A 23,878-nucleotide genomic window follows, 5' to 3' on the forward strand; every position below is an offset into this window, starting at 1 on the left:
TTTATGATGACATATGATTTTGAATGTCTTGTTCAATACTTTCAAAAAATGCATCTATATCTTGATCAGAAGTCGTGCCACCTTGTGCCATGTCGGTATTTCCGCCACCTTTTAAGCCGATCATTTGCCCATATGCCTTAAAGAAAGCATTCATTTCAAAATTAAATAAATTAGAGGCATCTTCTTTGGATTTAGATAAAACAATATGATATTTTTCATTTTCCAAAGACCTAGCGAGTACGATGAAATTGGGATTTTTACAAAGCAGTTGAACTTTTGTTCTCAAATCATTCATGCTCATGTCTTTTTCTTCAAGGCGAATGACTTTAATACCCTCTACTTCATCGAACATTGCCACAAGATCTGAAATTTCAAGTGTCATAAGTTCCACTTTAAGATCATCCAGTTCTTTTTTATCTTGTTTAGAATTTTCGATCAATTGCTTAACAAAGTCGACAATCTCATTTTCTTTAACAGACAAAAGTGTAGATAAATCATTGATGATGTCGTTGCGTGCATTAAAAACTGAAAGCGCAAAAAGGCCACAGACGAACTCGATTCGAATGCCTTGCTTATAGTTTTCTATCTTTTTGACTTTGATAATGCCAATTTCACCAGTACGCTTGACGTGGGTGCCACCGCAAGGTGAGAAATCAAATCCTTCAACTTCAATAACCCTAATATTTTCACTCACTTTAGGTTGTTTGCGAAGAGGCATTTTTGAAAGTGCCTCTGCATCTGGATAATGTGCCATAATTTCTACATTTTGATTTAAAACTTGATTTGCTAAAGTTTCCATATCGGAGACGTTTTGAGCACTTAGTTTTTGATCGAGATCAATGGTGATATAATCTTTACCAATGTGAAACCCAACTGTGTTTGCACCAAAGCGTTTTTCGGCAGAAGCGGATAGGATATGTTGCCCCGAATGCTGTTGCATCAGTGCAAACCGATTTTGCCAATCTATTTTGCAAGAGACTTCACCAGATAGCTTCGTCGCAGTTGCCACATCTCGTGGTGCTATAATATGATAAATAACGTCGTTTTCTATTTGTACATCTATAATGCTTATCCCTTGAATTTCACCTATATCAGAGGGTTGTCCACCGCCCTCTGGATAAAAATAAGTTTCATCTAAAAGGATAGCCATTTGATTTTTTGCATAAGGTACAATCTCTATTAGATTTGATTTGAATGCGCAGCAGTATGCATCTTCTAAATACTTTTTCATCTGTATTGCCTCCTAAGAAAATTAATGCTTTATTTACAAAACATTTCGTTTATAAAGTCCTTTATAGTATATAATATAATTTGATATGAATAAAGAGGAGGTCTAAAATGGACTATCAATTAATAGAAGCACAATACGAATTACTTTTTGAGTTCGCTGTTTCGCCGCAATTTAAAAAAGCCTATGATTATGCGGAGGATATTTTTACAACCGAACGCCCAAGTGATGACCTTCTTGGATTTGCAGAATGGTTTATGTTCAACTATGAGATTATAGATCAAGACAAAACAATTGCAGAAATTTTTGCAGTTCAAGAACCATCAGACATCAGAGCAGCGATAAGTCAATCTCAAAGAAGTATTTTTAAAATCTACAGGGAAAATGAAAAAGTTTATCTCAAAGATATTTTTACAAACGAGAGCCTTCTACTAGGCCATGAACTTTTTGCGGAAAGTGGCTTGCTCAATGCAAGAATTGTGATTTTGGATCACGATGCTTACATTATTGGTGATTTATTTGAGATGGATGCTTCGTTTGAAGAGGCCATTAAAAAAGCTGTATTTGAAGCCTATAATAAATTTTGTATAGATCATGATCTCATAAAAATTGATGAATTTATTAATAAAGAGAATAGAATGCTCTATAATATAGCCTCAATTATCCATGAGACAATAGAAGAGAACACCATAGATGACGATTATACGGTACATGAGGGTCTGTTTGCCTATAAATGTTCATATGATGCCCTTGTGGAATTCTTATTAAAATTGCCTTATACCTTACAGGCTGATGACGACGATGAATTTGTATACAGTCTTATATTGGACGAAGATGTGGTTGGTGAAATCGAAATCGTAAAACAAACGTTTACGATCCTCTGCTTAACAGAGCACATGCTCCATAAAATCATAGAAAATATCAACCTTTTAAAGGATGAAAACATCATTTTCATGAAGTCTCATATGTTAACTTTAGATGAATTGTTGTAGTTTTATTTGACAAAAGCCATTAATAAATAGTAAAATTTAGAGAATACCTAATTGTAGGTTGTAGAATCTAGTAAATATTCTTTGTGAATAATTGAAAGGAGTAGTTGAAAAACTATGTTAAATGCTTTATCAGATCTTCCCGCCGAGGAATATCCCGCCAGTAAAAAATTAGAGATGAATGATATTTTAAAGGATATTAAGGAGTTGCTGGAAAAGCACGATAATCCTGCTCTTGAACTTCAAAAGTATCTATCGGAAGTTGAAACAAAAATAGATTTTGAGAATCAGAGAGAGCTTGATAGTGTTGACAAAGAAATTGTTAAAAGCGTAATCGAAAAACATCCTTATTTTAAGAATCCATCATCGTATCATATTCGCTTGATCACGATTATGAAGTTTCTGAAGAAAAAAGGCGTCGACATCACCATAAGAGATTTCGATCTGCTCGTAGATGAGATCATTATGTCCGTGGATGGTGTTGAAAAAATTGGTTATGGTAAATATAGAAGAAGAAAATAAGGTACTTTATTTGGACACTTTAACTCAATATTAAAATGTATAATATAAAAAATCATTGTCCGTCGAAACTTCGTTTCGCCTGACCCGTCCTCGTCTAACCGCTTAGAGCAGGTTGAACATTCCTGCCTCTAAGCTGGACGAAAACTAATGATATTAATAAAAGTCATTGATATGGATATATCGATGACTTTTTCACAATGGAGATGACATGTTTGAAAGTTATATCAAAGCAAAGTCGAGGATATTACATGAAAGTGTAGTCCTAGGAATCAACAAAAAGCATTCAAGAGGTGCTGTTTACACACCAGAACATATTAGCAAATACATGGTCTATCTATTGGTTCGGGATTACATGTATCAACAAGATAAGCTTACAGAAGCACAAGATGCGCTTTTGAAAAGCGTATATCTGGATCAAACACTAGAAACTTGTAGCTCATATCAAGTAAGTCACAAGACACATAATGATCTCAAACATATTTTGGAAATGTTGAAACCGCTTAGTATCATGGATTTAGCCTGTGGTACAGGCCTGCTTTTATTAGCCTATCTAGAGCTCCATATGATGCTTTTGATGCTCTTAAAGGCATCTAAGGCAGACCTTTTAGAGAATCTTGGTCACATCATAGAAGGGCAATTATATGCCTATGATATAAATGAAGAGGCCACAAAGCATTTTAAGGAGACGCTCCAAATTTTAATGCGGTGTTTAAATGCAACTTATTGCTTTAAACAAGATCATATTCAAAATGGAAATAGCTTACTCTTAGATATAAGTATAAAAGTAGACCTGATGATTGGAAATCCACCGTATATCGGTGAGAAGGGCAATTTAGACTTATTTGAAGTCATAAAAGCTTCTGACTTTGGCAAAAAATATTACGAAGGCAAAATGGACTATTTTTACTTTTTCATCTATAAAGCACATCAACATTTGAAAGCCAATGGGAGTCTGTGCTATCTAACCAGTAATTATTTTTTTACAGCAGATGGTGCAACAAACTTGAGAAACTTTATCAAGAATGAGTTTAATTTTTCTCAAGTTCTCAATTTCAATGATGAAAGCATTTTTAAAGACAAAAAACTACACGCGTGTATTTACACCTTAAGCTTAAAAAAACAAGCGGAAATTCAGTTATTGGATGCAAAATTAAATTTGAAAAAAAGGCTGAGTGCTTCTGATGTCTATTTAAGTTCTAAAACGTTTCATTTCATTTCGGATGAAATCGTGACTCAAATTCTTGCAAAAATAGAGAAGCGTTTTCGGACACAGCTCGGTGCTGACTTTGACGTCAAGCAAGGCATCGTAAGTGGTGCAGACCGTTTTAATGGCTTCCCAGTATTTGTGTATAAGGAAAATGAATTATCAGAGATTCCCCAAAGTCTTCGTAAAGAGATGAAACCTTTTTTCAAAAACAGTGCGATTAAGCATTTTGAACACGATGAGCAAACCCCATTTTATGTTTTATACAGTCATAAACACCTAAAACAAGTGGAAGCCATATCCCTTTTATTAGAGCCTTATAGAGATAAACTTATGTTGAGACGTGAAGTGATCAACGGGGTGAGGCAATGGTATGAATTGACATGGCCAAGAGAAGTAACGATGTTTGAGAGACCTAAAATCGTTGTCCCTCAGCGCGGCAAAAGCAATTATTTTGCTTATTCAGAAGGTGTATTTCATGCTTCGGCAGATGTTTATTATATTTTTGAAAAAGCAAACCTGGATTCAGAGGAAGAGAAACTGCAGTCACTTAAAGGATTGACGGCCTTCTTAAATTCATACGTTATATTGATGTATTTGTATTATAAAGGGAAGCGAAAAGGGGAGGCACTAGAACTCTATGCGACGCCTTTAAAATTAATGCCTTATGAGCCATCCCTCCTAAAAGGCTTGTCTGATCTTTACGATTTAAAATGTGCTCTCTCGGATAAATTGGATGCCATCAATAAAGTGCTCTATGCATTTCTGGATCTAAATCCAGAGGAATGTGACTGGTTAAATAAATTTGGAAGGAAATTTTTATGAAGATCATCATAAAGAAACCTAAAAAGGCTTATGAAAAGTGGCTTAAAATAATGGCTGTTTTTGGGCTCGTAATATTATTTTATTTTGTTATGAAACCTGAAATTGAAGTCGTTGAAAAAAAAGTCACGACATTGCCTGAAGTTTCTGACGATGTTGTTCGTGTGAAATCGGAGGTCTTTGTCAATGGATTTGAATCCTATATTAAAGAAATCAAGTGGCTTGACAATCAAATTGTAATTATGAAAAGCAATAAAGGTGCTCAAAAGGACACTGAATTTGAGGTAGACTTAGAGGCATTAAGTGTTAATCCAGTCGATATGGATGATTTAGAATCTCGATTAATAACAATTAAAGATCATGCAATTGAGCGCTATGAAGTTTTAGACGAAGGCGCTGCGAGAACCCTTTATTTTTTAAATCAAGAGGACTATTATGGCATTTATGCCTATGATGGAGAAGGCAATTACCTCTTGGTGACAGATAAAATGAAAGTAGGGCAGAATGCTTCACCACTTTTTAAACTTTCTGAGAACCAAAAAAAAATGCTCTATGTTGAAGCTTCAACAGATAGACTTGTCACATACGATTTTGAGACTCAAAAGAAAAAGATTTTAAAGCCCGTCGTTTCAGAGCAAATGTTTTATGAAAATTATATTTTATCTCCAGATGGTGGCTTTGTAATAGAATTGATTAAGGCTGAAAAGGATGCATTTAATTGTTATGGTACTGATAGTGGAAAACTTTATATTGATAATATAGAGGGTACAAATCCAATATTCTCAAAAGAAAGTAATCGCCTTTACTATCTCTACACCGGCGATATGACTTCGCCTTTTACGGGGAGAAGGTTGGGCGTGGTTACACTTAATCAACGCGACATCCAATATCTATCCTCTGATTCTGAAGAAGTCTATTTTAATAAAATGCAACCTCTTGAGGACAATCAATTGCTTTATTTGGTGGGCGTGAACGACGGTGATCATTTTATAATTGACAGCGTTGTGATCTACTCTCCTGAAACAAACGAAAAGAAGAGTATCCGTGCTTTAAAAGGGATGCAGATTGATGAAAATTGCAATTTTGAAGTGAATCGTCAAATGTTATTGCTGCCAGAGACAGATACACAATTGACTTTGCTCAATCTTGAAATACAAGCCGTGCAGAGCTTTTATGATTTAACAAGACTCTCTGAAGATGCCCTTTATGTCAAAAACCGTGAAGGCTTTCTTTTAGGATATGGTAATGCGATTTATCGGATTGATCCAAGTGGTAAAACGCTGATTTATCAATATGAAGGTACCTATAGGACTCTATCCATATCGCCAGAAGAAGATAAAATGCTTATCATTAGTGAAAGTGACAAGGGCCTAAATTGTGTGATTACATTTAAACTCAGCATTGACTATTGATAATTAAAAGAGCATGACACAAAAAAACTCTCCTATATATTGTCAACTAAAGCGATTTATGTTACACTTTAATTGGTAATATATAGGAGGATTTTATGTTCAATCGCTTGCGTCAATTATACAACATAAAGCTCATATGGATACGAAGTATGGTGATTCTAAGTCTTGTCTGTACTTTAGCCCTTTACACTATGATGCAGTCCAATTATATGAAGAGGGTTGAAGCCTATAGAAACGCAACGCCTTCTAATATAAAACAAACCGCTAGCCTCAAAACTTTAGACGGCAATGTGGTTTCTTTAAATACTGAAAAAGGAACCTTGATTTTTAAGCCAAAAGCACTTGAACATAAAATCATGATTACTTATAATGTCGAAAACATAGATGCAAGAACCCTAGAGCATGAGATTATTGAAGAGAAAACGGCCTTTAAGATGGAAATCGATCTAAACGAAAGGCAATTTAGAGAGACGCATAATGCCTATGAATTTGATTATCAAAAGTATCTGTATGCCAATAATGTGATTGGGCAATATCATCTGAAAAGTTATGAAGTCAGTGATGGCCTTAAAAAATCGATTCTTGCTCATTTTAATTCAAGGCGCATGAAGCTGATGCGGCTTGTAGAAAACCTTAAAGTAGCAGAATACTTTAACGCACTTATTCTAGGTCATAATGACAGTCTAAGTGAGAAAGACCTTTTTAGAAGATTGGGAATTTCTCATGTGTTTGCCATATCTGGGATGCATTTTGGGCTTATATACGCTTCTTTATATAAATTGATTAAAGGACCTAGGGGTTGTAAAAGCATACTTACGATGGGCTTGTTGATTTGTTATTGGGGGCTTATTGGATTTTCCTATTCAGCGGGTAGAGCTGTTTTTTTGGTGATTTATGTTGAAGTCTCAAGAATGCTTTCAAGAAAAATAGATGCGCTCAGTGCGGTGGCGTTGACCAATTTGATCTTGTTGTTTATATTTCCAAATGCTGTTCTTGCAGTATCCTATCAACTGTCTTTTATTGCATATTTACTAATAGCTTATGTATACCAGCGGCTCAATCGCCACAAAAAGATGCATAAAATGATTGGGAGTTTTTATTTTGTTTTTTTCATCCAGATTGCATTTTTACCCATTCAGCTTTATTATTTTAATGAAGTTAATCTACTTGCGTTTTTACCGAACTTAATCATCGTGCCCCTGATTAGCGCGCTATTTCCCTTTTTCTTTTTAATCCCTCTTTTAGGAACTTCAATAGTATGGCTCTTAGAGAAGTGCCTTCATGGCATAGAATTTGTAGCCAAGCTTATGCCAATTTGGTGCGTTGAAGGGCAAATTTTGACACCAAGTCAATTTAAAATCATCTTTATTTTTGCTTTTGTCTATTTTGTCTATAAATCCATTAGAATTTCTCAAAGCCTGATTTTAAAAAAGAGCCAAATGACTTTTATGGCTTTAATGACTTCTTGGATGATTATCAGTGGCTTTAATTTTTCTAAATCCGAAATTCATTTTTTTGATGTTGGGCATGGCGATTCAGCTTTAATTATGAATGACCATCACCCTATTTTGATTGATACAGGTGATCCCTATACGGATTTAACTCAAATGCTCATCAAAAGAGATATATATAAGATTGACGCTCTCATTTTATCTCACGCACATAGCGATCACGTGGGGGGCTTAAAGCAATTGGCAGAGACCTATCCGATTTATCAAATATACTGCAATCAAGAGACCTATGAGGTTATTAAAGCAGATATAAGCGCATCCACCGAAGTGATCGTTGTGAAATCACCGATTGAAATAACGCTGGCAAATGCCAGATTGACCTTGATACCCTCTGAATCCGACGATACTAATGATAACGCCATAGCGGTTTGGTATGATTCTAAGGAGATCAAAGGCATATTTTTAGGGGATATAAGTGGGCCTGTTTATGAAAAATTTCCCAGCGTGCTCACCGAACTCGATTTTGTAAAAATTGCTCATCATGGTTCAAAGACTGGGCTCAGTAAATCTTTTCTGAAAGAACATCCAATAAAATATGCAATTATATCGCATAACGAGAAATATCTAATGCCCAATAAAAGTATTTTGGATCAATTAGAAGAAGAAGGGATAGAAATATACAAAACCTATAATTGTGGCGAGATTATTCTTAATAAAAGGGGGATTTTTTCATATTTAACGCATAAATCTACTGTAAACCCATAAGGATTTTCGAAATTGACTTTCAATTTGTTGCAATTGCTGATACTATTTTATAAGAACATTTGAGAAGGAGTCTTATTCATGGATTTTATGACCTATTACAAGCAATTGCGAAATAACGAGATTGCATCATTAAATTTGATAACGGGTAGAGAACAATATTTAATTGATAATATCATCAAAATGATTGAAAGCAATTTTTTGTCAAAAGCTTATAAGGACCTTAACTTTACCATTATAGAAGGTGTTTTTGACATAGATCAATTTTTGAACATTTCTGAAACACTGCCATTCTTTGATGAAAGAAGAATCGTGTTTATTAATAATGTGAATCTTTTTAAAAATATGAAAGAAGATGCGGAATTGAAATTATTAGATTTTCTAAAATCTATACCTGAGCAAACCGTGCTCCTCTTTGTGGAGAAAGAGGTGGACAAGCGTAAAAAACTCTATAAATTCATGGCCAAAGAGGGGACTTTGATCACGATAGACAAAATGACGCACTCTGACTTTGTCAAATGGGTTAACAAAAAATTTAAAGAGTATAATAAACCCATCTCTAATCATGCTTTAAACTATTTTATTGAGATGAGCAACTATCTTGATAAAGAATCTAATAAGAATCTTTACGATGTAGATAATACCATTAAATCTCTTGTAAACAATGAACGTGAAATTACGGAGAGCGTTATTAATCAATATCTTGAGATTCCAATAGAACATAATATTTTTAAGATGATCGACGCGATCAGTGAGAAGAAAATACAGACGAGTTTGTTGATCTTAAATGAGCTCGTAGGTAATGGAGAACCAGAAATTAAGGTGTTCTATTTAATTAATCAACAATTTAGAAATATTTTAAAAACGAAGTATTTAATAAAAAGTGGTTATTCCAGTGACAGTGTAGCCACAAAACTAGGCATTCATCCTTTTGTGGCAAAGAAAGCGGCACATTTCGCCAATCAGTATTCTTTTGAATCCCTTCATAAAATCGTGGATATTGTCGAAACTGTGGATACAGAAATGAAGTCAACAGGACTTTCGCCACACTTATTGATTGAAAAGGCCCTGTTTGAAATTCATACGGTTGGATAAAACGGATGATTTTCCCGATTAAAGTTTCAACCATCGGCTCAAATCTTGTTGTCTACAAAAAAAGACGAAAGCGTACATAAATGTACGCTTTTTAATATTTGATCAAATATTAAATTGACACGGTCTCATTTTTCGGGGAATTCCAAAATTAATATAAGTTAAACTCTATTCAGCCGCAGCGTTTAATCTTTTTCTTAATCTTGAAACTTTTCTAGAAGCAGCATTCTTATGGAATGTACCTTTAGCACCAGCTTGAGTCATTTTCTTTTCGAAGAATCTTAATTTTTCTTCAGCAAGATTTTTATCGCCAGCTGCTAATGCTTCTAAGAATCTTTTTTCAGCAGTCTTAAGAGCCGATTTTCTTGATTTATTGACAGCTGTTTTCTTGCTGATAACATTGATTCTTTTCTTAGCTGATTTAATATTAGCCATTTGTGTTCACCTCCCCGCAGTTTTTCAACAGTCTTATTTTATCACGCAGCCCCTAAGAAATCAAGTTTTTTTTAAATGTATTTGAGAAGGGGGACATCCTATGTTATAATTGATAGGTACATTTTTAGAAGAAGATTTAAACGCTTTATGTTTAGAATATACAGTCACTGTTAAGGAGGCATATAAATGTCTAGTGAAAGGCAAAAATATATAAGAAATTTTTCAATCATTGCCCATATTGATCATGGGAAATCAACGCTTGCTGATCGTCTCATTGAAAAGACGGGATTGTTGACCCAGCGCGAAATGAAGGCGCAAATACTAGATAGTATGGATCTCGAAAGAGAACGTGGCATCACCATTAAATTACAAACAACGCGCCTCGTCTACAAAGCTCAAGATGGCCATGAGTACCTTCTAAATCTAATTGACACCCCAGGCCATGTGGATTTTACTTACGAAGTCTCCAGATCACTTGCTGCCTGTGAAGGCGCTATATTAGTAGTCGATGCAACGCAAGGGGTAGAAGCACAGACACTTGCAAACGTGCATCTCGCTGATGAGCAGGGACTCGAAATCATTCCTGTACTCAACAAGATTGATTTACCCAGTGCAAGACCCGCTGAAATCATCGCAGAAATTGAAGAAATCATTGGCGTTATTGCAGAAGATGCGCCACAAATTTCAGCGAAAAATGGCATTAATATCGAAGCAGTTCTCGAGCGGATTGTTGAAGCCGTACCACCACCAGAAGGCGATGAAAATGCACCTCTTAAAGCTCTGATCTTTGATTCCTATTATGATAGCTATAAAGGTGCGGTGGCGTTTATAAGAGTTATGGAAGGCTCTATTAAAAAAGGTGACCAAATCATGATGATGGCTGCTGGTAAAAAATTTGAAGTGGTGGAAGTGGGAATTTCCGTGCCAAGTCCTCTTGCGATTCCTGAACTTTGGGCCGGTGACGTTGGTTATGTAACCGCAAGCATAAAAAATGTAATTGACTGCAGAGTAGGTGACACTATTACAAGTGCAGTGACGCCAACGGCTGAAGCATTGCCTGGATATAAAAAGGCAACTTCTATGGTTTTCTGTGGGATTTATCCTGCAGAGGGGGAAAGTTATGATGAAGTCAGAGATGCACTTGAAAAACTTCAACTCAATGATGCAGCACTTTCATTTGAACCAGAAACTTCAGTGGCACTTGGCTTTGGCTTTAGATGTGGTTTTTTAGGACTTCTTCATCTTGAAATTATTGAACAGAGAATTGAGAGAGAATTTGATCTTGATATCATTGCAACAGCTCCAAGTGTTATTTATCGTATTACCACGAACAGTGATGAAGTACTCATGATTCAAAATCCGTCTAACTTACCCCCTGTAACAGAAATTAAAATGATGGAAGAACCTATCGTAAAGGCAAATATTATTGTACCCAATGAATATGTAGGCAATATCATGGACCTTTGTCAAAACAGACGCGGTGTGATGCTTCATATGGATTATTTGGATCCAAAACGTGTTGTTTTACATTATGAGTTACCGCTAAATGAAGTTATCTATGATTTCTTTGACGCCCTTAAGTCAAAGACTAGAGGATATGGTTCTCTAGATTATGAGTTTTCTGAATATAGAGAGTCTGAGCTTGTTAAGTTGGATATATTGCTTAACAAAGAAAATATAGATGCTTTTTCAATGATTGTCCATAAAACAAAAGCAGAAGGCAGAGGCAGAATCATCTGCGAGCGTTTAAAAGAAGTTATTCCGCGTCAGATGTTTGTAATTCCAATTCAGGCAGCAGTTGGGTCTAAAGTGATTGCGCGCGAAACCATCAGTGCCATGCGTAAAGATGTTTTAGCAAAATGTTATGGTGGCGATATCTCACGTAAGAAAAAGCTTTTAGAAAAGCAAAAAGAGGGTAAAAAGAAAATGAGGCAGCTTGGTTCAGTAGATGTACCACAACAAGCCTTTTTATCCGTTCTAAAATTTGATGATAATTAATATTGGGGCAATCGGGTTTTTCCGATTGCTTTTTTGACCCTAAACATTGATATGTAAATTGTGCAATGGCCTATCAGAGCTGAAAAGGTTTCTGAGTTCGTGTTCATTTAAAAGTGATTTGAGGAGGTTCAAATGAGTTTAATGATAAACGCATTACAAGAAGATGCAATCAGTCTGTACATTCATATTCCATTCTGTGTAGAAAAATGTCTGTATTGTGATTTTGTTTCATACAAAATATCGGATACCGAAAAACAAAATTCTGTAGAAACCTATGTTCAGGCACTCAAAAATGAGATTTCAATGTATGAATCCCTTTTGAGAAGTGCTAGCATTAAAACGATCTTCATTGGAGGTGGAACACCTTCAAGTATTGAAGGCCAATATATTTTAGGTATTATCAATCACATAAAGCAGTACAACGCTCTTTCAAATCTGATGGAATTCACCATTGAAGTTAATCCCGGAACCCTTAATGACGAGAAAATAAATGCTTATCTATCTGCAGGCGTCAACCGGATCAGCATGGGGGTTCAATCGGCACAGGATACACTTTTGAAATCCATCGGTAGGATTCACACCTTTAACGAGTTTTTGACAACTTACAAAGGCATAAGAGAAAAAGGCTTTGAGAACATCAGTCTCGATCTGATGTTCGGTTTGCCAAATCAATCTATTGAGGATGTTGAATATACTTTAAAAGTCATCACAGAACTCGCACCTGAGCACATCTCGACATATGCTTTAAAACTGGAAGAAGGGACGAATATGTATCGCGCTTATGAGAGAGGTGAAATCACCTTGCCTGATGAAGAGACCGAAAGAGCGATGTATCATCTCATCGAAAAAGTTTTAAAAGAAAAGGGATATGAGCAATATGAAATTTCAAATTTCGCCAAACCCCAAAAAGAATCTAAGCATAATCTCGTTTATTGGGAAAACAAATCCTACCTGGGTCTAGGGATTGCATCACACAGTAAAATTGGACCGTTAAGATTTAATAATTTTTCAAATTTCCCTCATTATATTGAAGCTTTAAATCAAAATTTAAAACCCGTGGAAGAAGAAATCCCAATTGAAAGAGATGAAGATCTATTTGAAACCATTATGCTCGGGCTTAGATTAAATAAAGGGATTTCTATAGAAGCTATTAATACAAAATACGAAATTGACTTCGTAGAAAAATATCACACAGAAATCGAAAAACTAAAAATACAGAAACTGATCACACATCACATAGAAACCGATCGGATAGCACTCACAGCTCTAGGCAGAGACCTATCCAATCAAGTTTTCTTGGAATTTATGAAGGACTAAGTGGAAAACGGATTTGCCTTTGAAAGGGGCGGATTAAGGAAATCTGATTTTTTAACGAAATGTAAATAGACTATAAATATTTAAAAAGAAGGTTGACAACTCAATTGGTTGGCGGTATATTATATATAGATTAGCACTCCTTAGAGATGAGTGCTAACAAAAGGATGGTGACAAGATGTTATCAGAAAGGCAACTTCGCATCTTAGAGGCAATCATCGTAGACTTTATAGATACTGCTCAACCAGTAGGCTCTAGAACCATTTCAAAAAAGTATCCTTTGGGCATTAGCTCAGCGACCATTAGAAATGAAATGGCAGACCTTGAGGAACTTGGTTATTTAGAACAGCCACATACTTCTGCTGGGAGGGTGCCATCAGAGCTTGGTTATCGCCTTTATGTGGATTCGATGACAAATCTTCATACAATCGGCTTAGATCAAAAAGAGTTGATTCAATCTCTTCTTCTTAAAAAAATAATCGAAGCCAATGACATAGCGGATCAATCTGCTAAATTATTGGCGGATTTTACTGGATTGGTATCGGTAGTGACGATTCCTCAGTTTAACAAATGTCGGTTGGCAAACTTAAAAATGATCAAAGTAACTGATACTAAGGTCCTTTTAATTTTAGTGACCGATAATGGGATCGTCAAAAGTATTCAACTTGCCTTATCCAACACAGATCAGTATATTTTGGATAAGATATCAGATACAATGCTCAATTTCTTACTGGGTGAAACCATTGAGAATATAGATGTACGTTCGATAATGCGGTTGAAAGAAAAATTGAGTTCATTTGGTAATATAGTGGATTATCTAATTCCAATACTGAAAGATGCCTTAAAAAATCTAGATAACAATGAAATTCATATTGCAGGAGAGCAAAATATTCTGTCCATATTAGAATTTTCTGAATCCGAAAAAGCAAAACAAATTTTTAACTTTATGAAATCCGTTGAGAATCTGGAAAAACTGGTTCGGACTGTGGATACGAGTAAACTGGCCATTAAAATTGGTTCTGAAATTGGGATAAAAGAATTGGAAGAATGTAGCGTGATCTCATCCACCTATAAGGTGGATGGTAAGAATGAAGGCAAAATTCTAGTGATTGGCCCTAAGCGAATAGACTATGGCGCTGTCATATCCATTGTAAACTATATTAGCAATACATTATCAGATTTATTTTCGGGTATATATTTATAGGTTGTAAATAAACAAAAATGTTAAAAAGGATGAGACAGATGAGTAAAAAGAAAAAAGAAAAAATAGACGTTGAAGAAATAGTAATCGATCAAGAAGAAACCGTTTCCCAAGTGGCAGAGGAAGCAGAAATTCAAGAATCAGATGAAAGTACCCTCGAAGATCAAAATCTTGAAGCAAGTGGAGAGCAGGATTTGAAAGCAGAAATACAAAACTTAAATGATCGTTACCTTAGATTAAATGCAGAATTCCAAAATTATAGGAAACGTGTTGAAAAAGAAAAGACAGATATCTTCAAATACGGCAATGAAAAATTAATCATTGAAATGTTACCCATCATGGATAACTTTGAAAGAGCGCTATCGTCTTTTGAAGAAGATCATGCAGAAGATAAAGTCTTAAGCGGCGTAAAAATGATTAAAAAATCTTTAGATGATTTCTTTGAGAAGAATGGTGTTAAAAAGATTGAGGCGGTTAACACACCTTTTGATCCAGATAAGCATCATGCCGTAATGACTGAAGAGGTCGAAGGTGTGGCAGGTGAGACCGTCGTATCGGTATTCCAAGAAGGGTATGTGTTGGGAGATAAGGTGATTAGACCAAGTATGGTTAAGGTATCTTGTTAAAGCGTAAAATTTTAATAAAATAAGTTAAACAGGGCAACCAATCGATTGTCCGTTAAAAAAAATAAAACATGAAAAGGTTAAATTATAAGGAGGCAATACAATGGCTAAAATTATTGGTATTGATTTAGGAACTACAAACTCATGTGTGTCTGTATTAGAAGGTGGCGAAGCTGTAGTTATCCCTAATGCAGAAGGGAATAGAACAACACCGTCAATCGTCGCTTTCACAAAAACAGGTGAAAGATTAGTGGGTGAAACTGCAAAAAGACAAGCAATTACAAATCCAGATAGAACAATTATTTCTATAAAAAGAGAAATGGGTAGAGATCACAAAGTTAAAATTGATGACAAAGTATATTCGCCACAAGAAATTTCTGCAATGATTCTTCAAAAATTAAAAGCAGATGCAGAAAGCTATTTAGGTGAAACGGTAACAGAGGCTGTCATAACGGTTCCTGCATACTTTACAGATGCTCAAAGACAAGCGACAAAAGACGCTGGTAAAATTGCTGGTTTAGATGTTAAAAGAATTATCAATGAACCTACAGCAGCTTCATTATCTTATGGATTAGATAAAACAGATAAGCAGCATAAAATCATGGTATTTGACCTTGGTGGGGGTACATTTGATGTATCAATCCTCGAAATCGGGGATGGTGTTTTCGAAGTGCTTGCAACGAACGGGAATAACCATTTAGGCGGAGACGACTTTGATAAAATCGTCATGGATCACTTAGCAGAAGTTTTTAAATCGGAACATGGTGTCGATTTGAGAAACGATAAAATGGCACTTCAAAGATTAAAAGAAGCTGCCGAAAAAGCAAAAAAAGAGCTCTCTACAACGCAATCTACTAATATCAACTTGCCATTTATAACTGCAACTGCTGAAGGTCCATTGCATTTAAATATTGATTTAACGCGTTCTAAATTCGAACAGTTGACTAAAGGTTTAGTAGATCAGACAATGGAACCCACTAAAAAAGCACTTAAAGATGCTGGTTTAAATCCAAGCGATATCGAACAAGTTATCTTAGTCGGGGGTTCTACGAGAATTCCAGCGGTACAAGATGCTGTTAAAAAGTTTACGAACAAAGAGCCACATAAAGGCGTTAATCCAGATGAGTGTGTTGCACTTGGGGCAGCAATTCAAGGTGGCGTTCTTTCAGGCGATGTGAAAGATGTCTTATTGCTTGATGTTACACCACTTTCACTTGGTATCGAAACTTTAGGCAGTGTGTTTACAAAATTGATCGAAAGAAATACGACGATTCCTACAAAGAAAAGTCAAGTTTTCTCAACTGCTGCGGACAACCAAACGGCTGTTGACATTCACGTTTTACAAGGTGAAAGACAAATGGCAGGGGATAATGTCACGCTTGGTAGATTCCAACTTGATGGCATTCCACCCGCAAGAAGAGGTGTGCCACAAGTAGAAGTTACTTTTGATATCGATGCAAACGGTATTGTAAACGTAAGTGCTAAGGATTTAGGCACTGGAAAAGTGCAACATATTACGATTACAGCATCTACACATTTATCAGATGAAGAAATTGAGAAAAAAGTAAAAGAAGCAGAGTTACACGCAGAAGAAGATCGTAAGAAAAAAGAATTGATCGAAGAAAGAAATAAAGCAGACAATATGATTTATGAAATCGAGAAATCTTTGATTGATCTTGGCGAAGACGTTTCTGAAGATGAAAAAGCAGATATCAATGCTAAAATAGAAAAATTAAAAGCATCCATGATTACAGATGATGCAGACGTTATAAAAGCTGATTTTGAAGCACTTACAAATGCGTTCCAACCATTAGCTCAAAAGCTTTACTCAAAAGGTCAAGCGGAACAAGGGCCTCAAGATATGGGTCAAAATTCTTCTGATGATAATGTTGACGAAGCGGATTATGAAGTGGTAGACTAATACAGGGCACCTTAGGGTGCCTTCTTAAGATAAGAGGGTTTGAGCTCAACAGAGAGCTCAAATGTTGTTAAAAATCGGTTTCAATGAGAAAGGCGGAATTTTAGTGAGTAAAAGCGATTATTATGAGTTGTTGGGTGTCGAACGTAATGCAGATGAAAACGAACTCAAAAAAGCTTATAGAAAACTTGCGATGCAATATCATCCAGATAGAAATCCAGACAATGCAGAAGCAGAAGCTAAATTTAAAGAAATAAATGAAGCTTATGAAGTTTTAAGTGATTCTGAGAAAAGACGTCTATATGATCAATTTGGACATGCGGGTGTCAATCAGAATGGCGGTGCAGGCGGTGCTGGATTTGAGGGATTTGGTGGCTTTGAAGATATCATCAATGAAATGTTTGGTGGCTTCGGTTTTTCATCCTCTTCTTCAAGACGGAATGGCCCGAGAAAAGGTGCCGATATAAGAGCAGACATCACTTTATCGTTTGAAGAAGCGGCTTTTGGTGTCAAAAAGAAAATTGAATTCTTAAGAACTGAAGAATGTGATGTTTGTCATGGTGCAGGAAATGAACCTGGAACATCAACCCACACTTGTACGACTTGTAATGGTAAAGGTGAAGTCAGATATTCTCAAAGATCGCTATTTGGTGAATCCATTAGTGTAAAACCTTGTACCGCATGTAAGGGCAAGGGCGAAATCTTCGATACACCATGCCAGCAATGTAAAGGTCATGGTAAAATTAAAAAAAGAAATTCTAAAGAGGTTGATATTCCAGCAGGCGTATTTCATGGTGCCAATATGCAACTTAGAGGTGAAGGTGATTTAGGTCAAAATGGGGGACCGCGCGGAGACGTTATAGTGGTTCTGAGAGTGACGCCTCATAAACACTTTACACGCGATGGCAACGATGTTTATTATGATTTAAATATCACATACACTCAAGCCGTATTAGGCGCTGAGGTCATGGTACCAACCTTGGATGGAAAAGCAAAATTTGTAATTCCAGAAGGGACTCCAAGTGGTAAACAATTTAAACTTAAAGGCAAAGGCGTCCCAGTTCTTAATGGTTATGGACGAGGCGACCAGTATGTTCGAGTGATTGTGGAAATTCCTAAAGGTCTTAACAAGAAACAGAAAGAACTCCTTGAAGCTTTTGAGGCTGAAATGACTGGTAAGAAAACCAGCAATTCTACCGCAGAGGAGACCTCAAAGAGTAAAAAAAAAAATGACAAAGGATTCTTAGGCAAAATGAAGGATGCTTTGAGCTAAATGAAATCTCTTGTTTATCAAGAGATTTTTTGCAAACAAGGAGCAAAATATGAGCTGGTTTGAAATAAAAATTAAAACAAGTGAAATGGCGGTAGAAGCCGTTTCTAATATACTCTGTGACGTGGGTGCAGGTGGTGTGATGATCTTAAATCCAAACGACCCCGATTTTCACAATCAATCTCAGGGGAAATGGGATTACTATGATCCTCAAAATATAACGCTTGATTTTGAGGGCGTCTTAGTGACCGGATATCTTGAAAAAGAAAATGTTGAAGACTCAATCGATATTATTAAAGAACGTATTTCACATCTGCAAGAATTTGGTTTAGATCCAGGATTAGGCGAAATTTCATGTGAGATCGTTGATCCCAAGGATTGGGAAAATGAATGGAAAAAATATTTTAAGCCTATTCGCCTTGGTGAACATATGGTCGTTAAACCCACATGGGAAACTTTTGATGCAAAAGAAGATGACATTATAATAGAAATTGATCCTGGAAATGCTTTTGGTTCTGGAACGCATGAGACCACCTCAATGTGCATTGAGATGATCGAAAAATATATGAAAACAACCGATACTGTAATTGATGTAGGTTGTGGAAGTGGTATATTGTCCATTGCTGCCGGTCTATTAGGGGCTCAAAATGTGGTTGCAGTTGATATTGATGAAAATGCTGTAAGGACTGCGAAAGAAAATCTTGATCACAATGGCTTGACTAAGATCTCTGATGTGAGACATGGCGATCTGCTTTCGGTTATTACCGAAAAAGGGGATTTAGTGGTTGCGAATATCATTGCAGAAATTATCGTGATGCTCGTTGATGATATCGACAAAGTGCTCAAAGAAAAGGCATATTTTATTGCCTCAGGGATTATTCTGAGTAGAATAAAAATGGTAACGGATAAACTTGAATCTTCTGGATTCAAAGTGCTTGAAGTTATAGAAAAGGGCGAGTGGGCCGTTGTTGTTTCGCAAAAATAAGGAAATGAGGCGCTTAAAATGTATAAATTCTTTTTAAACCAAGAAGATCAAATTGAAGCGGATCATATCCTTGTGCGTCATGCGGACTCGGTAAGACATCTAGAAAAATCGTTGAGGGTTAAAGTTGGCGAAAGGATTACCTTTAGTACTGGTGAGCTCAGTTACATTGGAGAGATCGTCGACATCACATCTCAAATGATAAAACTAAAAATAATGGGCACTCATGAAGCCCAAAACGAATCACCGCTTAAAATTGACATCTATCAATGCTTGCCTAAAGGACAAAAATTAGAACTTATTATACAAAAAAATGTAGAGCTTGGTGTTCGTGATTTCTATCTTGTGGAATCCAAGAGATGCATCGTTGAATATAAAGGAAAAGATGTTCAAAAGAAGCTGGAAAGACTCGATAAGATTGCACTTGAAGCTGCAAAACAATCCAAGCGGGATTATATTTCCACGGTGAAAGCCGTGTTGCCATTTCAAAACCTAAAAGCATATTTAACGGCATATGATCTTGTGTTAGTGCTCTATGAGTCCGAAGAGGACCTCTTTATAAACGATGTCCTCAAGGGGTTTGAGCCTAAAACAATTGCGGTGGTTATTGGTCCAGAAGGTGGCTTTGAATCCAGTGAAATCGATCAACTTAAATCGTATGGGGCGCAAATCGTAACGCTTGGAAAACGTATATTGCGAACAGAAACAGCAGGCTTTACCTGTGTTGCCTGTCTTCAATATGCCATTGGTGATTTGTCATCAAGAAAGTAGGTTAGAGTAGGAGTTTTTAATGCATAAAGTAGCATTCGTAACCTTGGGTTGCAAAACAAACCAATATGAAACAGATGCCTTGATGGATCTTTTCTATAATCATAGATTTGAGATTGTAGACTTTGATGAATATGCGGATGTTTATATCATCAATACCTGTACTGTAACGAACGTTGGGGATCAAAAGTCTAGGCAGATGATCAGAAGGGCGAAGAAAAATAACGCCGAGGCAATAGTTGTGGTCATAGGGTGTTATGCTCAAATTTCTCCAGATGAAGTTTCTGCGATTGAAGAGGTGGATATCGTCATAGGGACGGATGCCCGAGGCGATATTATTAAGTATATTGAAGATTATCAAAAAGGACTTACTGAAAAACCTTATGTGATCGTCAAAGATATCATGAAGATCAAACAATTTGAAGAATTAACCGTGAAACATATCAAAGAGCACACAAGAGCTTTCATTAAAATTCAAGAAGGTTGTAATCAGTTTTGTTCGTATTGCATCATCCCCTATGCAAGAGGTCAAGTTAGAAGTCGATCCCTTGAGAACATTGTGAATGAAATGACAGCGCTCACGCTTGAAGGGTATAAGGAGTTTGTATTAACGGGGATCCATATCGGTTCGTATGGCCTTGATCTTGAAAATATACAATTGATTGACCTCTTGGAAGCGATCCATAAAATTCAAGGTGTAAAGCGCATAAGACTTGGTTCAATTGAACCGAGACTGATTACGAACACTTTTGTTGAACGTTTGAAACCTTTAAATAAGATTTGTGATCATTTTCATCTATCCATGCAAAGTGGCTCCAACATGGTTCTTCAAAGAATGAATCGGAAATACAATACAGCTGAATACGAGCAAGCCGTTATAGCACTTCGTCAAATTTATAAAAAGCCTTCTATCACAACGGATATCATTGTGGGATTTCCAGGTGAGACAGATGAAGCCTTTAAGGAAACACTGAACTTTGTTGATCGGATTCAGTTCAGTGAGATTCATGTGTTTAAGTTTTCAAAAAGAGAGGGAACGCCCGCCGCTACAATGTCAGATCAAATTCATGGCGATGTAAAAAAGAAGAGAAGTGAAGCGCTTATTGCTTTAGGAGAATCACTAGAGAAAGCATACAGACAATCCTACGTTGACACATGTCTTGAGGTGTTGTTTGAGTCTTATAAAGCCGGGTACTGGATTGGTCATACGACGAATTACATCAAGGTGGCAGTCCTAGGTGAGGTTTCTCAAAATTTAATCAAGCAAATTCATACGGTGCGCATTGAAGCTTATGAAAATCATCAACTCATGGGCAAAATAATTTCATGAAATGTTAAAATTATTTTGTGACTCTCAATAAAATTTGGTATAATTAATTAGACAATAATCCTAATACTGTTTAGGGTTTGTTGTCTTGTAATGTTTAAATGAATTCAGACATATGAGAGGAGGTGTTATAGTGGATTGTATATTTTGTAAGATTATAAACGGCGAAATTCCATCGTCTAAAGTTTATGAAGATGAGTTAGTCTATGCATTTGAAGACATCAATCCGAGTGCGCCTGTCCATGTTCTCATAGTCCCAAAAGAACATATTGCGTCGTTAGAAGAAATGGATGAAAGGCACACAAGCCTCATTGGACATTTACATCTTGTGGCATCAAAAATTGCCAAAGAGAGAAAGATCGATGAGAGTGGGTATCGTTTTCTTACAAATGTTGGTAAAGACGGAGGTCAAAGTGTGTTTCATCTTCATTATCATTTACTTGGCGGTAGAACTTTACAGTGGCCACCAGGTTAAAATGGCACTAAAAATATATTGCAATAGTCATATTTTTAGTGTATAATAACGAAGTATGTTCTAGGTACATTCCTCTGTACTATTTAAGAATCTATTAACGGAGGGAGGGAATGTGTATGTCTGGCATCAAAGTAGGAGAAAATGAAAGTATTGATAGTGCTTTAAAAAGATTTAAAAGAGAGACTTCAAAAGCTGGCGTAATGGCTGAGATCAAGAAAAGAAGACATTACGAAAAGCCTAGTGTAAAGCGTAAGAAAAAATCTGAAGCAGCTAGAAAGAAAAAAAAACGTCAAGCTTAGAGAGAGGGTGAAAATATGTCACTAGCGAATAAGCTGACTGATGATTTGAAAGATGCAATGAGATCAAAAGACAAAGTGAGAAAGTCTGTAATTATAATGCTTCGAGCTGCAATTAAGCAAATTGAAGTTGATGAGAGAAGAGCACTTTCTGAGGAAGATGTCATAGAGATTATCGCAAAACAAATCAAGCAGAAAAAAAGTGCCATCGATGAGTTCTCAAAAGGTGGTCGAGAAGACTTAGTTGATTTAACTAAGACTGAAATTGATATGCTTATGACTTATTTACCAGAACAGCTTTCTGAGGAGGCAATTGTTGAGATTATTGCTCAGGCAATAGAAACGACAAGTGCTACCACAATGAAAGATATGGGTAAGGTTATGGGAATCGTTTCAGAATCTACAAAAGGTAAAGCGGACGGTAAGCTTATTGCTGATCTCGTCAAAAAATCTTTATCAAAATAAGATCTGTTACTTTAACAGTTGATTAAATAGCACTTTCCATACGGGAAGTGCTATTTATTTTGAAATAATAAATCTAAAAAAACGGTCTGGAGTGGCATTTATACGGCTAATTTCTGACCGTTTTTATCATTATGGATTTTTTAGTCAATATTTATTTAAAATATAACTTAATATTATTTAAATAAAACGCTCATATTTATGATAAAATAATAGAAAATCCTTTTTTTATTATAGACAACAAGATTTGAGACATCAAGAAACCGTTCAGATGTTGTTATTAGGAGGTAAAATGTCAGAAACTTCAACAAAAAGAATTGCGCTCAATGATTTTAACGCTTTGCATTTACTCTTTGGTAATTTGGATGAAAATATAAAAATAATTGAGAAACATTATGATGTGAATATTACGTCCAGAGATGGTGAAATCCTCATTAAAGGGAACGAGGCGCAAGTTAATGCTGTGGCAGAAGTTATTCAAAATTTAATTGCGGCCCTTCAATCGGGTGAAACCATCGACAGACAACGTATTCATTATGTCATACAGTCTGTAAATATAGGCGATAGCTCAAAACTAGAAGATCTAAATAAAACTTTTGTCTGTGTAACCGCAAAAGGCAAATATCTCAAACCTAAAACGATTGGACAGGGAAATTACATTAAAGCTATTCAAAAGAATGCAGTCGTCTTTGGCATTGGACCGGCGGGAACTGGAAAAACCTATCTTGCAGTGGCTATGGCGGTGCGTGCCTTTAAAAATAATGAAGTGACTCGAATTATCATCACGCGTCCTGCTGTTGAAGCAGGAGAAAGCTTAGGTTTTTTACCGGGTGATTTACAGATGAAAGTAGACCCGTATTTGAGGCCTTTGTATGATGCTTTATATGATATTCTAGGTGCGGATACTTACAACAACTATAAAGAACGCGGTTTGATAGAAGTAGCACCACTAGCCTATATGAGAGGACGAACGCTCGATAATGCGTTTATCATTTTAGACGAAGCACAAAATACAACCAAACAACAAATGAAGATGTTTCTTACACGTTTTGGCTTTGGCTCAAAAGTGGTTGTGAACGGTGATATAACTCAAATCGATTTGCCAACGGGAAAAAAATCAGGCCTTGTGAATGCAATTGAAGTCTTAAATGATGTAGAAGGTATCCATTTTATATATTTAACGGAACGTGATGTTGTCAGACATGAGCTCGTTAAAAAAATCATTACATGTTATGATCAATATGAAAAAAAAGAAAAAAACATTGCTGAGAAAAAGCAAGCTCAAAAGAAAAATCTTACTCGAAAAAACAAGCCTAATTACTGATTC

The 23,878-nt window shown here is 36.0% G+C and carries 21 protein-coding genes; 19 read left to right on the plus strand and 2 right to left on the minus strand.

What is annotated here, in order from left to right:
- Window position 1: 1 nt before the first annotated feature.
- On the minus strand, window positions 2–1,231 hold the full coding sequence (locus tag F3D3_RS10090) for a DHHA1 domain-containing protein (protein WP_069873553.1): 1,230 nt from the start codon (window positions 1,229–1,231) through the stop codon (window positions 2–4).
- 107 nt (window positions 1,232–1,338) lie between these two features.
- On the opposite strand from F3D3_RS10090, the gene F3D3_RS10095 reads away from it, so the two are divergent.
- From F3D3_RS10095 to holA, 6 genes are all read left to right on the plus strand, one after another.
- Entirely contained in the window at window positions 1,339–2,220 is an 882-nt protein-coding gene (locus tag F3D3_RS10095) for a hypothetical protein (RefSeq protein WP_069873555.1), read from the plus strand.
- Between the two features lie 114 nt (window positions 2,221–2,334).
- Window positions 2,335–2,739, plus strand: coding sequence for a hypothetical protein (locus F3D3_RS10100; protein ID WP_069873557.1), 405 nt, complete (start codon window positions 2,335–2,337; stop codon window positions 2,737–2,739).
- A gap of 208 nt (window positions 2,740–2,947) precedes the next feature.
- The gene (locus F3D3_RS10105) at window positions 2,948–4,768 is read left to right on the plus strand and encodes an Eco57I restriction-modification methylase domain-containing protein (protein ID WP_069873559.1); all 1,821 of its coding nucleotides are present in this window, start codon (window positions 2,948–2,950) and stop codon (window positions 4,766–4,768) included.
- Window positions 4,765–6,177 carry a hypothetical protein gene (locus F3D3_RS10110; RefSeq protein WP_069873561.1) on the plus strand — a complete coding sequence of 471 codons (1,413 nt, stop codon included), beginning with the start codon at window positions 4,765–4,767 and terminating at the stop codon, window positions 6,175–6,177. The genes F3D3_RS10105 and F3D3_RS10110 overlap by 4 nt, the downstream gene beginning before the upstream one ends.
- A 95-nt stretch (window positions 6,178–6,272) precedes the next feature.
- Window positions 6,273–8,393, plus strand: a complete 2,121-nt coding sequence (locus F3D3_RS10115) for a ComEC/Rec2 family competence protein (RefSeq protein ID WP_069873563.1) — start codon at window positions 6,273–6,275, stop codon at window positions 8,391–8,393.
- Between the two features lie 78 nt (window positions 8,394–8,471).
- Window positions 8,472–9,485 (plus strand): DNA polymerase III subunit delta, encoded by a 1,014-nt coding sequence (gene holA, locus F3D3_RS10120; protein ID WP_069873565.1) that lies wholly within the window; start codon window positions 8,472–8,474, stop codon window positions 9,483–9,485.
- Window positions 9,486–9,650: 165 nt separating this feature from the next.
- On the opposite strand, the gene rpsT is transcribed toward holA, so the two are convergent.
- Window positions 9,651–9,917 carry a 30S ribosomal protein S20 gene (gene rpsT / locus F3D3_RS10125; protein WP_069873567.1) on the minus strand — a complete coding sequence of 89 codons (267 nt, stop codon included), beginning with the start codon at window positions 9,915–9,917 and terminating at the stop codon, window positions 9,651–9,653.
- A 186-nt stretch (window positions 9,918–10,103) separates the two neighbouring features.
- On the opposite strand from rpsT, the gene lepA reads away from it, so the two are divergent.
- From lepA to F3D3_RS10190, 13 genes are all read left to right on the plus strand, one after another.
- Complete coding sequence (lepA, locus tag F3D3_RS10130; RefSeq protein ID WP_069873569.1) at window positions 10,104–11,915, plus strand: translation elongation factor 4; 1,812 nt, start codon at window positions 10,104–10,106, stop codon at window positions 11,913–11,915.
- Between the two features lie 132 nt (window positions 11,916–12,047).
- Window positions 12,048–13,232, plus strand: a complete 1,185-nt coding sequence (gene hemW, locus F3D3_RS10135) for a radical SAM family heme chaperone HemW (RefSeq protein ID WP_084388941.1) — start codon at window positions 12,048–12,050, stop codon at window positions 13,230–13,232.
- Window positions 13,233–13,407: 175 nt separating this feature from the next.
- Complete coding sequence (hrcA, locus tag F3D3_RS10140) at window positions 13,408–14,433, plus strand: heat-inducible transcriptional repressor HrcA (RefSeq protein ID WP_069873571.1); 1,026 nt, start codon at window positions 13,408–13,410, stop codon at window positions 14,431–14,433.
- Window positions 14,434–14,471: 38 nt separating this feature from the next.
- Entirely contained in the window at window positions 14,472–15,056 is a 585-nt protein-coding gene (grpE, locus tag F3D3_RS10145; RefSeq protein ID WP_175438343.1) for a nucleotide exchange factor GrpE, read from the plus strand.
- Window positions 15,057–15,156: 100 nt separating this feature from the next.
- Complete coding sequence (dnaK, locus tag F3D3_RS10150; protein ID WP_069873573.1) at window positions 15,157–16,974, plus strand: molecular chaperone DnaK; 1,818 nt, start codon at window positions 15,157–15,159, stop codon at window positions 16,972–16,974.
- A gap of 61 nt (window positions 16,975–17,035) precedes the next feature.
- Window positions 17,036–18,244: a molecular chaperone DnaJ gene (gene dnaJ, locus F3D3_RS10155; protein WP_069873575.1), complete on the plus strand. Its 1,209-nt coding sequence runs from the start codon at window positions 17,036–17,038 to the stop codon at window positions 18,242–18,244.
- A gap of 49 nt (window positions 18,245–18,293) precedes the next feature.
- Window positions 18,294–19,226 (plus strand): 50S ribosomal protein L11 methyltransferase, encoded by a 933-nt coding sequence (prmA, locus tag F3D3_RS10160; protein WP_069873577.1) that lies wholly within the window; start codon window positions 18,294–18,296, stop codon window positions 19,224–19,226.
- 18 nt (window positions 19,227–19,244) lie between these two features.
- Window positions 19,245–19,994, plus strand: coding sequence for a 16S rRNA (uracil(1498)-N(3))-methyltransferase (locus F3D3_RS10165; RefSeq protein ID WP_069873580.1), 750 nt, complete (start codon window positions 19,245–19,247; stop codon window positions 19,992–19,994).
- 19 nt (window positions 19,995–20,013) lie between these two features.
- Complete coding sequence (mtaB, locus tag F3D3_RS10170) at window positions 20,014–21,321, plus strand: tRNA (N(6)-L-threonylcarbamoyladenosine(37)-C(2))-methylthiotransferase MtaB (protein WP_069873581.1); 1,308 nt, start codon at window positions 20,014–20,016, stop codon at window positions 21,319–21,321.
- A 127-nt stretch (window positions 21,322–21,448) separates the two neighbouring features.
- Entirely contained in the window at window positions 21,449–21,793 is a 345-nt protein-coding gene (locus F3D3_RS10175) for a histidine triad nucleotide-binding protein (protein WP_084388951.1), read from the plus strand.
- Between the two features lie 116 nt (window positions 21,794–21,909).
- Window positions 21,910–22,092 carry a 30S ribosomal protein S21 gene (gene rpsU / locus F3D3_RS10180; protein WP_069873585.1) on the plus strand — a complete coding sequence of 61 codons (183 nt, stop codon included), beginning with the start codon at window positions 21,910–21,912 and terminating at the stop codon, window positions 22,090–22,092.
- Between the two features lie 15 nt (window positions 22,093–22,107).
- Window positions 22,108–22,554 carry a GatB/YqeY domain-containing protein gene (locus F3D3_RS10185; RefSeq protein WP_069873587.1) on the plus strand — a complete coding sequence of 149 codons (447 nt, stop codon included), beginning with the start codon at window positions 22,108–22,110 and terminating at the stop codon, window positions 22,552–22,554.
- A gap of 289 nt (window positions 22,555–22,843) precedes the next feature.
- Window positions 22,844–23,875 carry a PhoH family protein gene (locus tag F3D3_RS10190; protein WP_069873589.1) on the plus strand — a complete coding sequence of 344 codons (1,032 nt, stop codon included), beginning with the start codon at window positions 22,844–22,846 and terminating at the stop codon, window positions 23,873–23,875.
- The last annotated feature ends 3 nt before the right edge of the window (window positions 23,876–23,878 follow it).

It is taken from the genome of Fusibacter sp. 3D3, assembly GCF_001748365.1.
GTDB lineage: Bacteria > Bacillota > Clostridia > Peptostreptococcales > Acidaminobacteraceae > Fusibacter_A.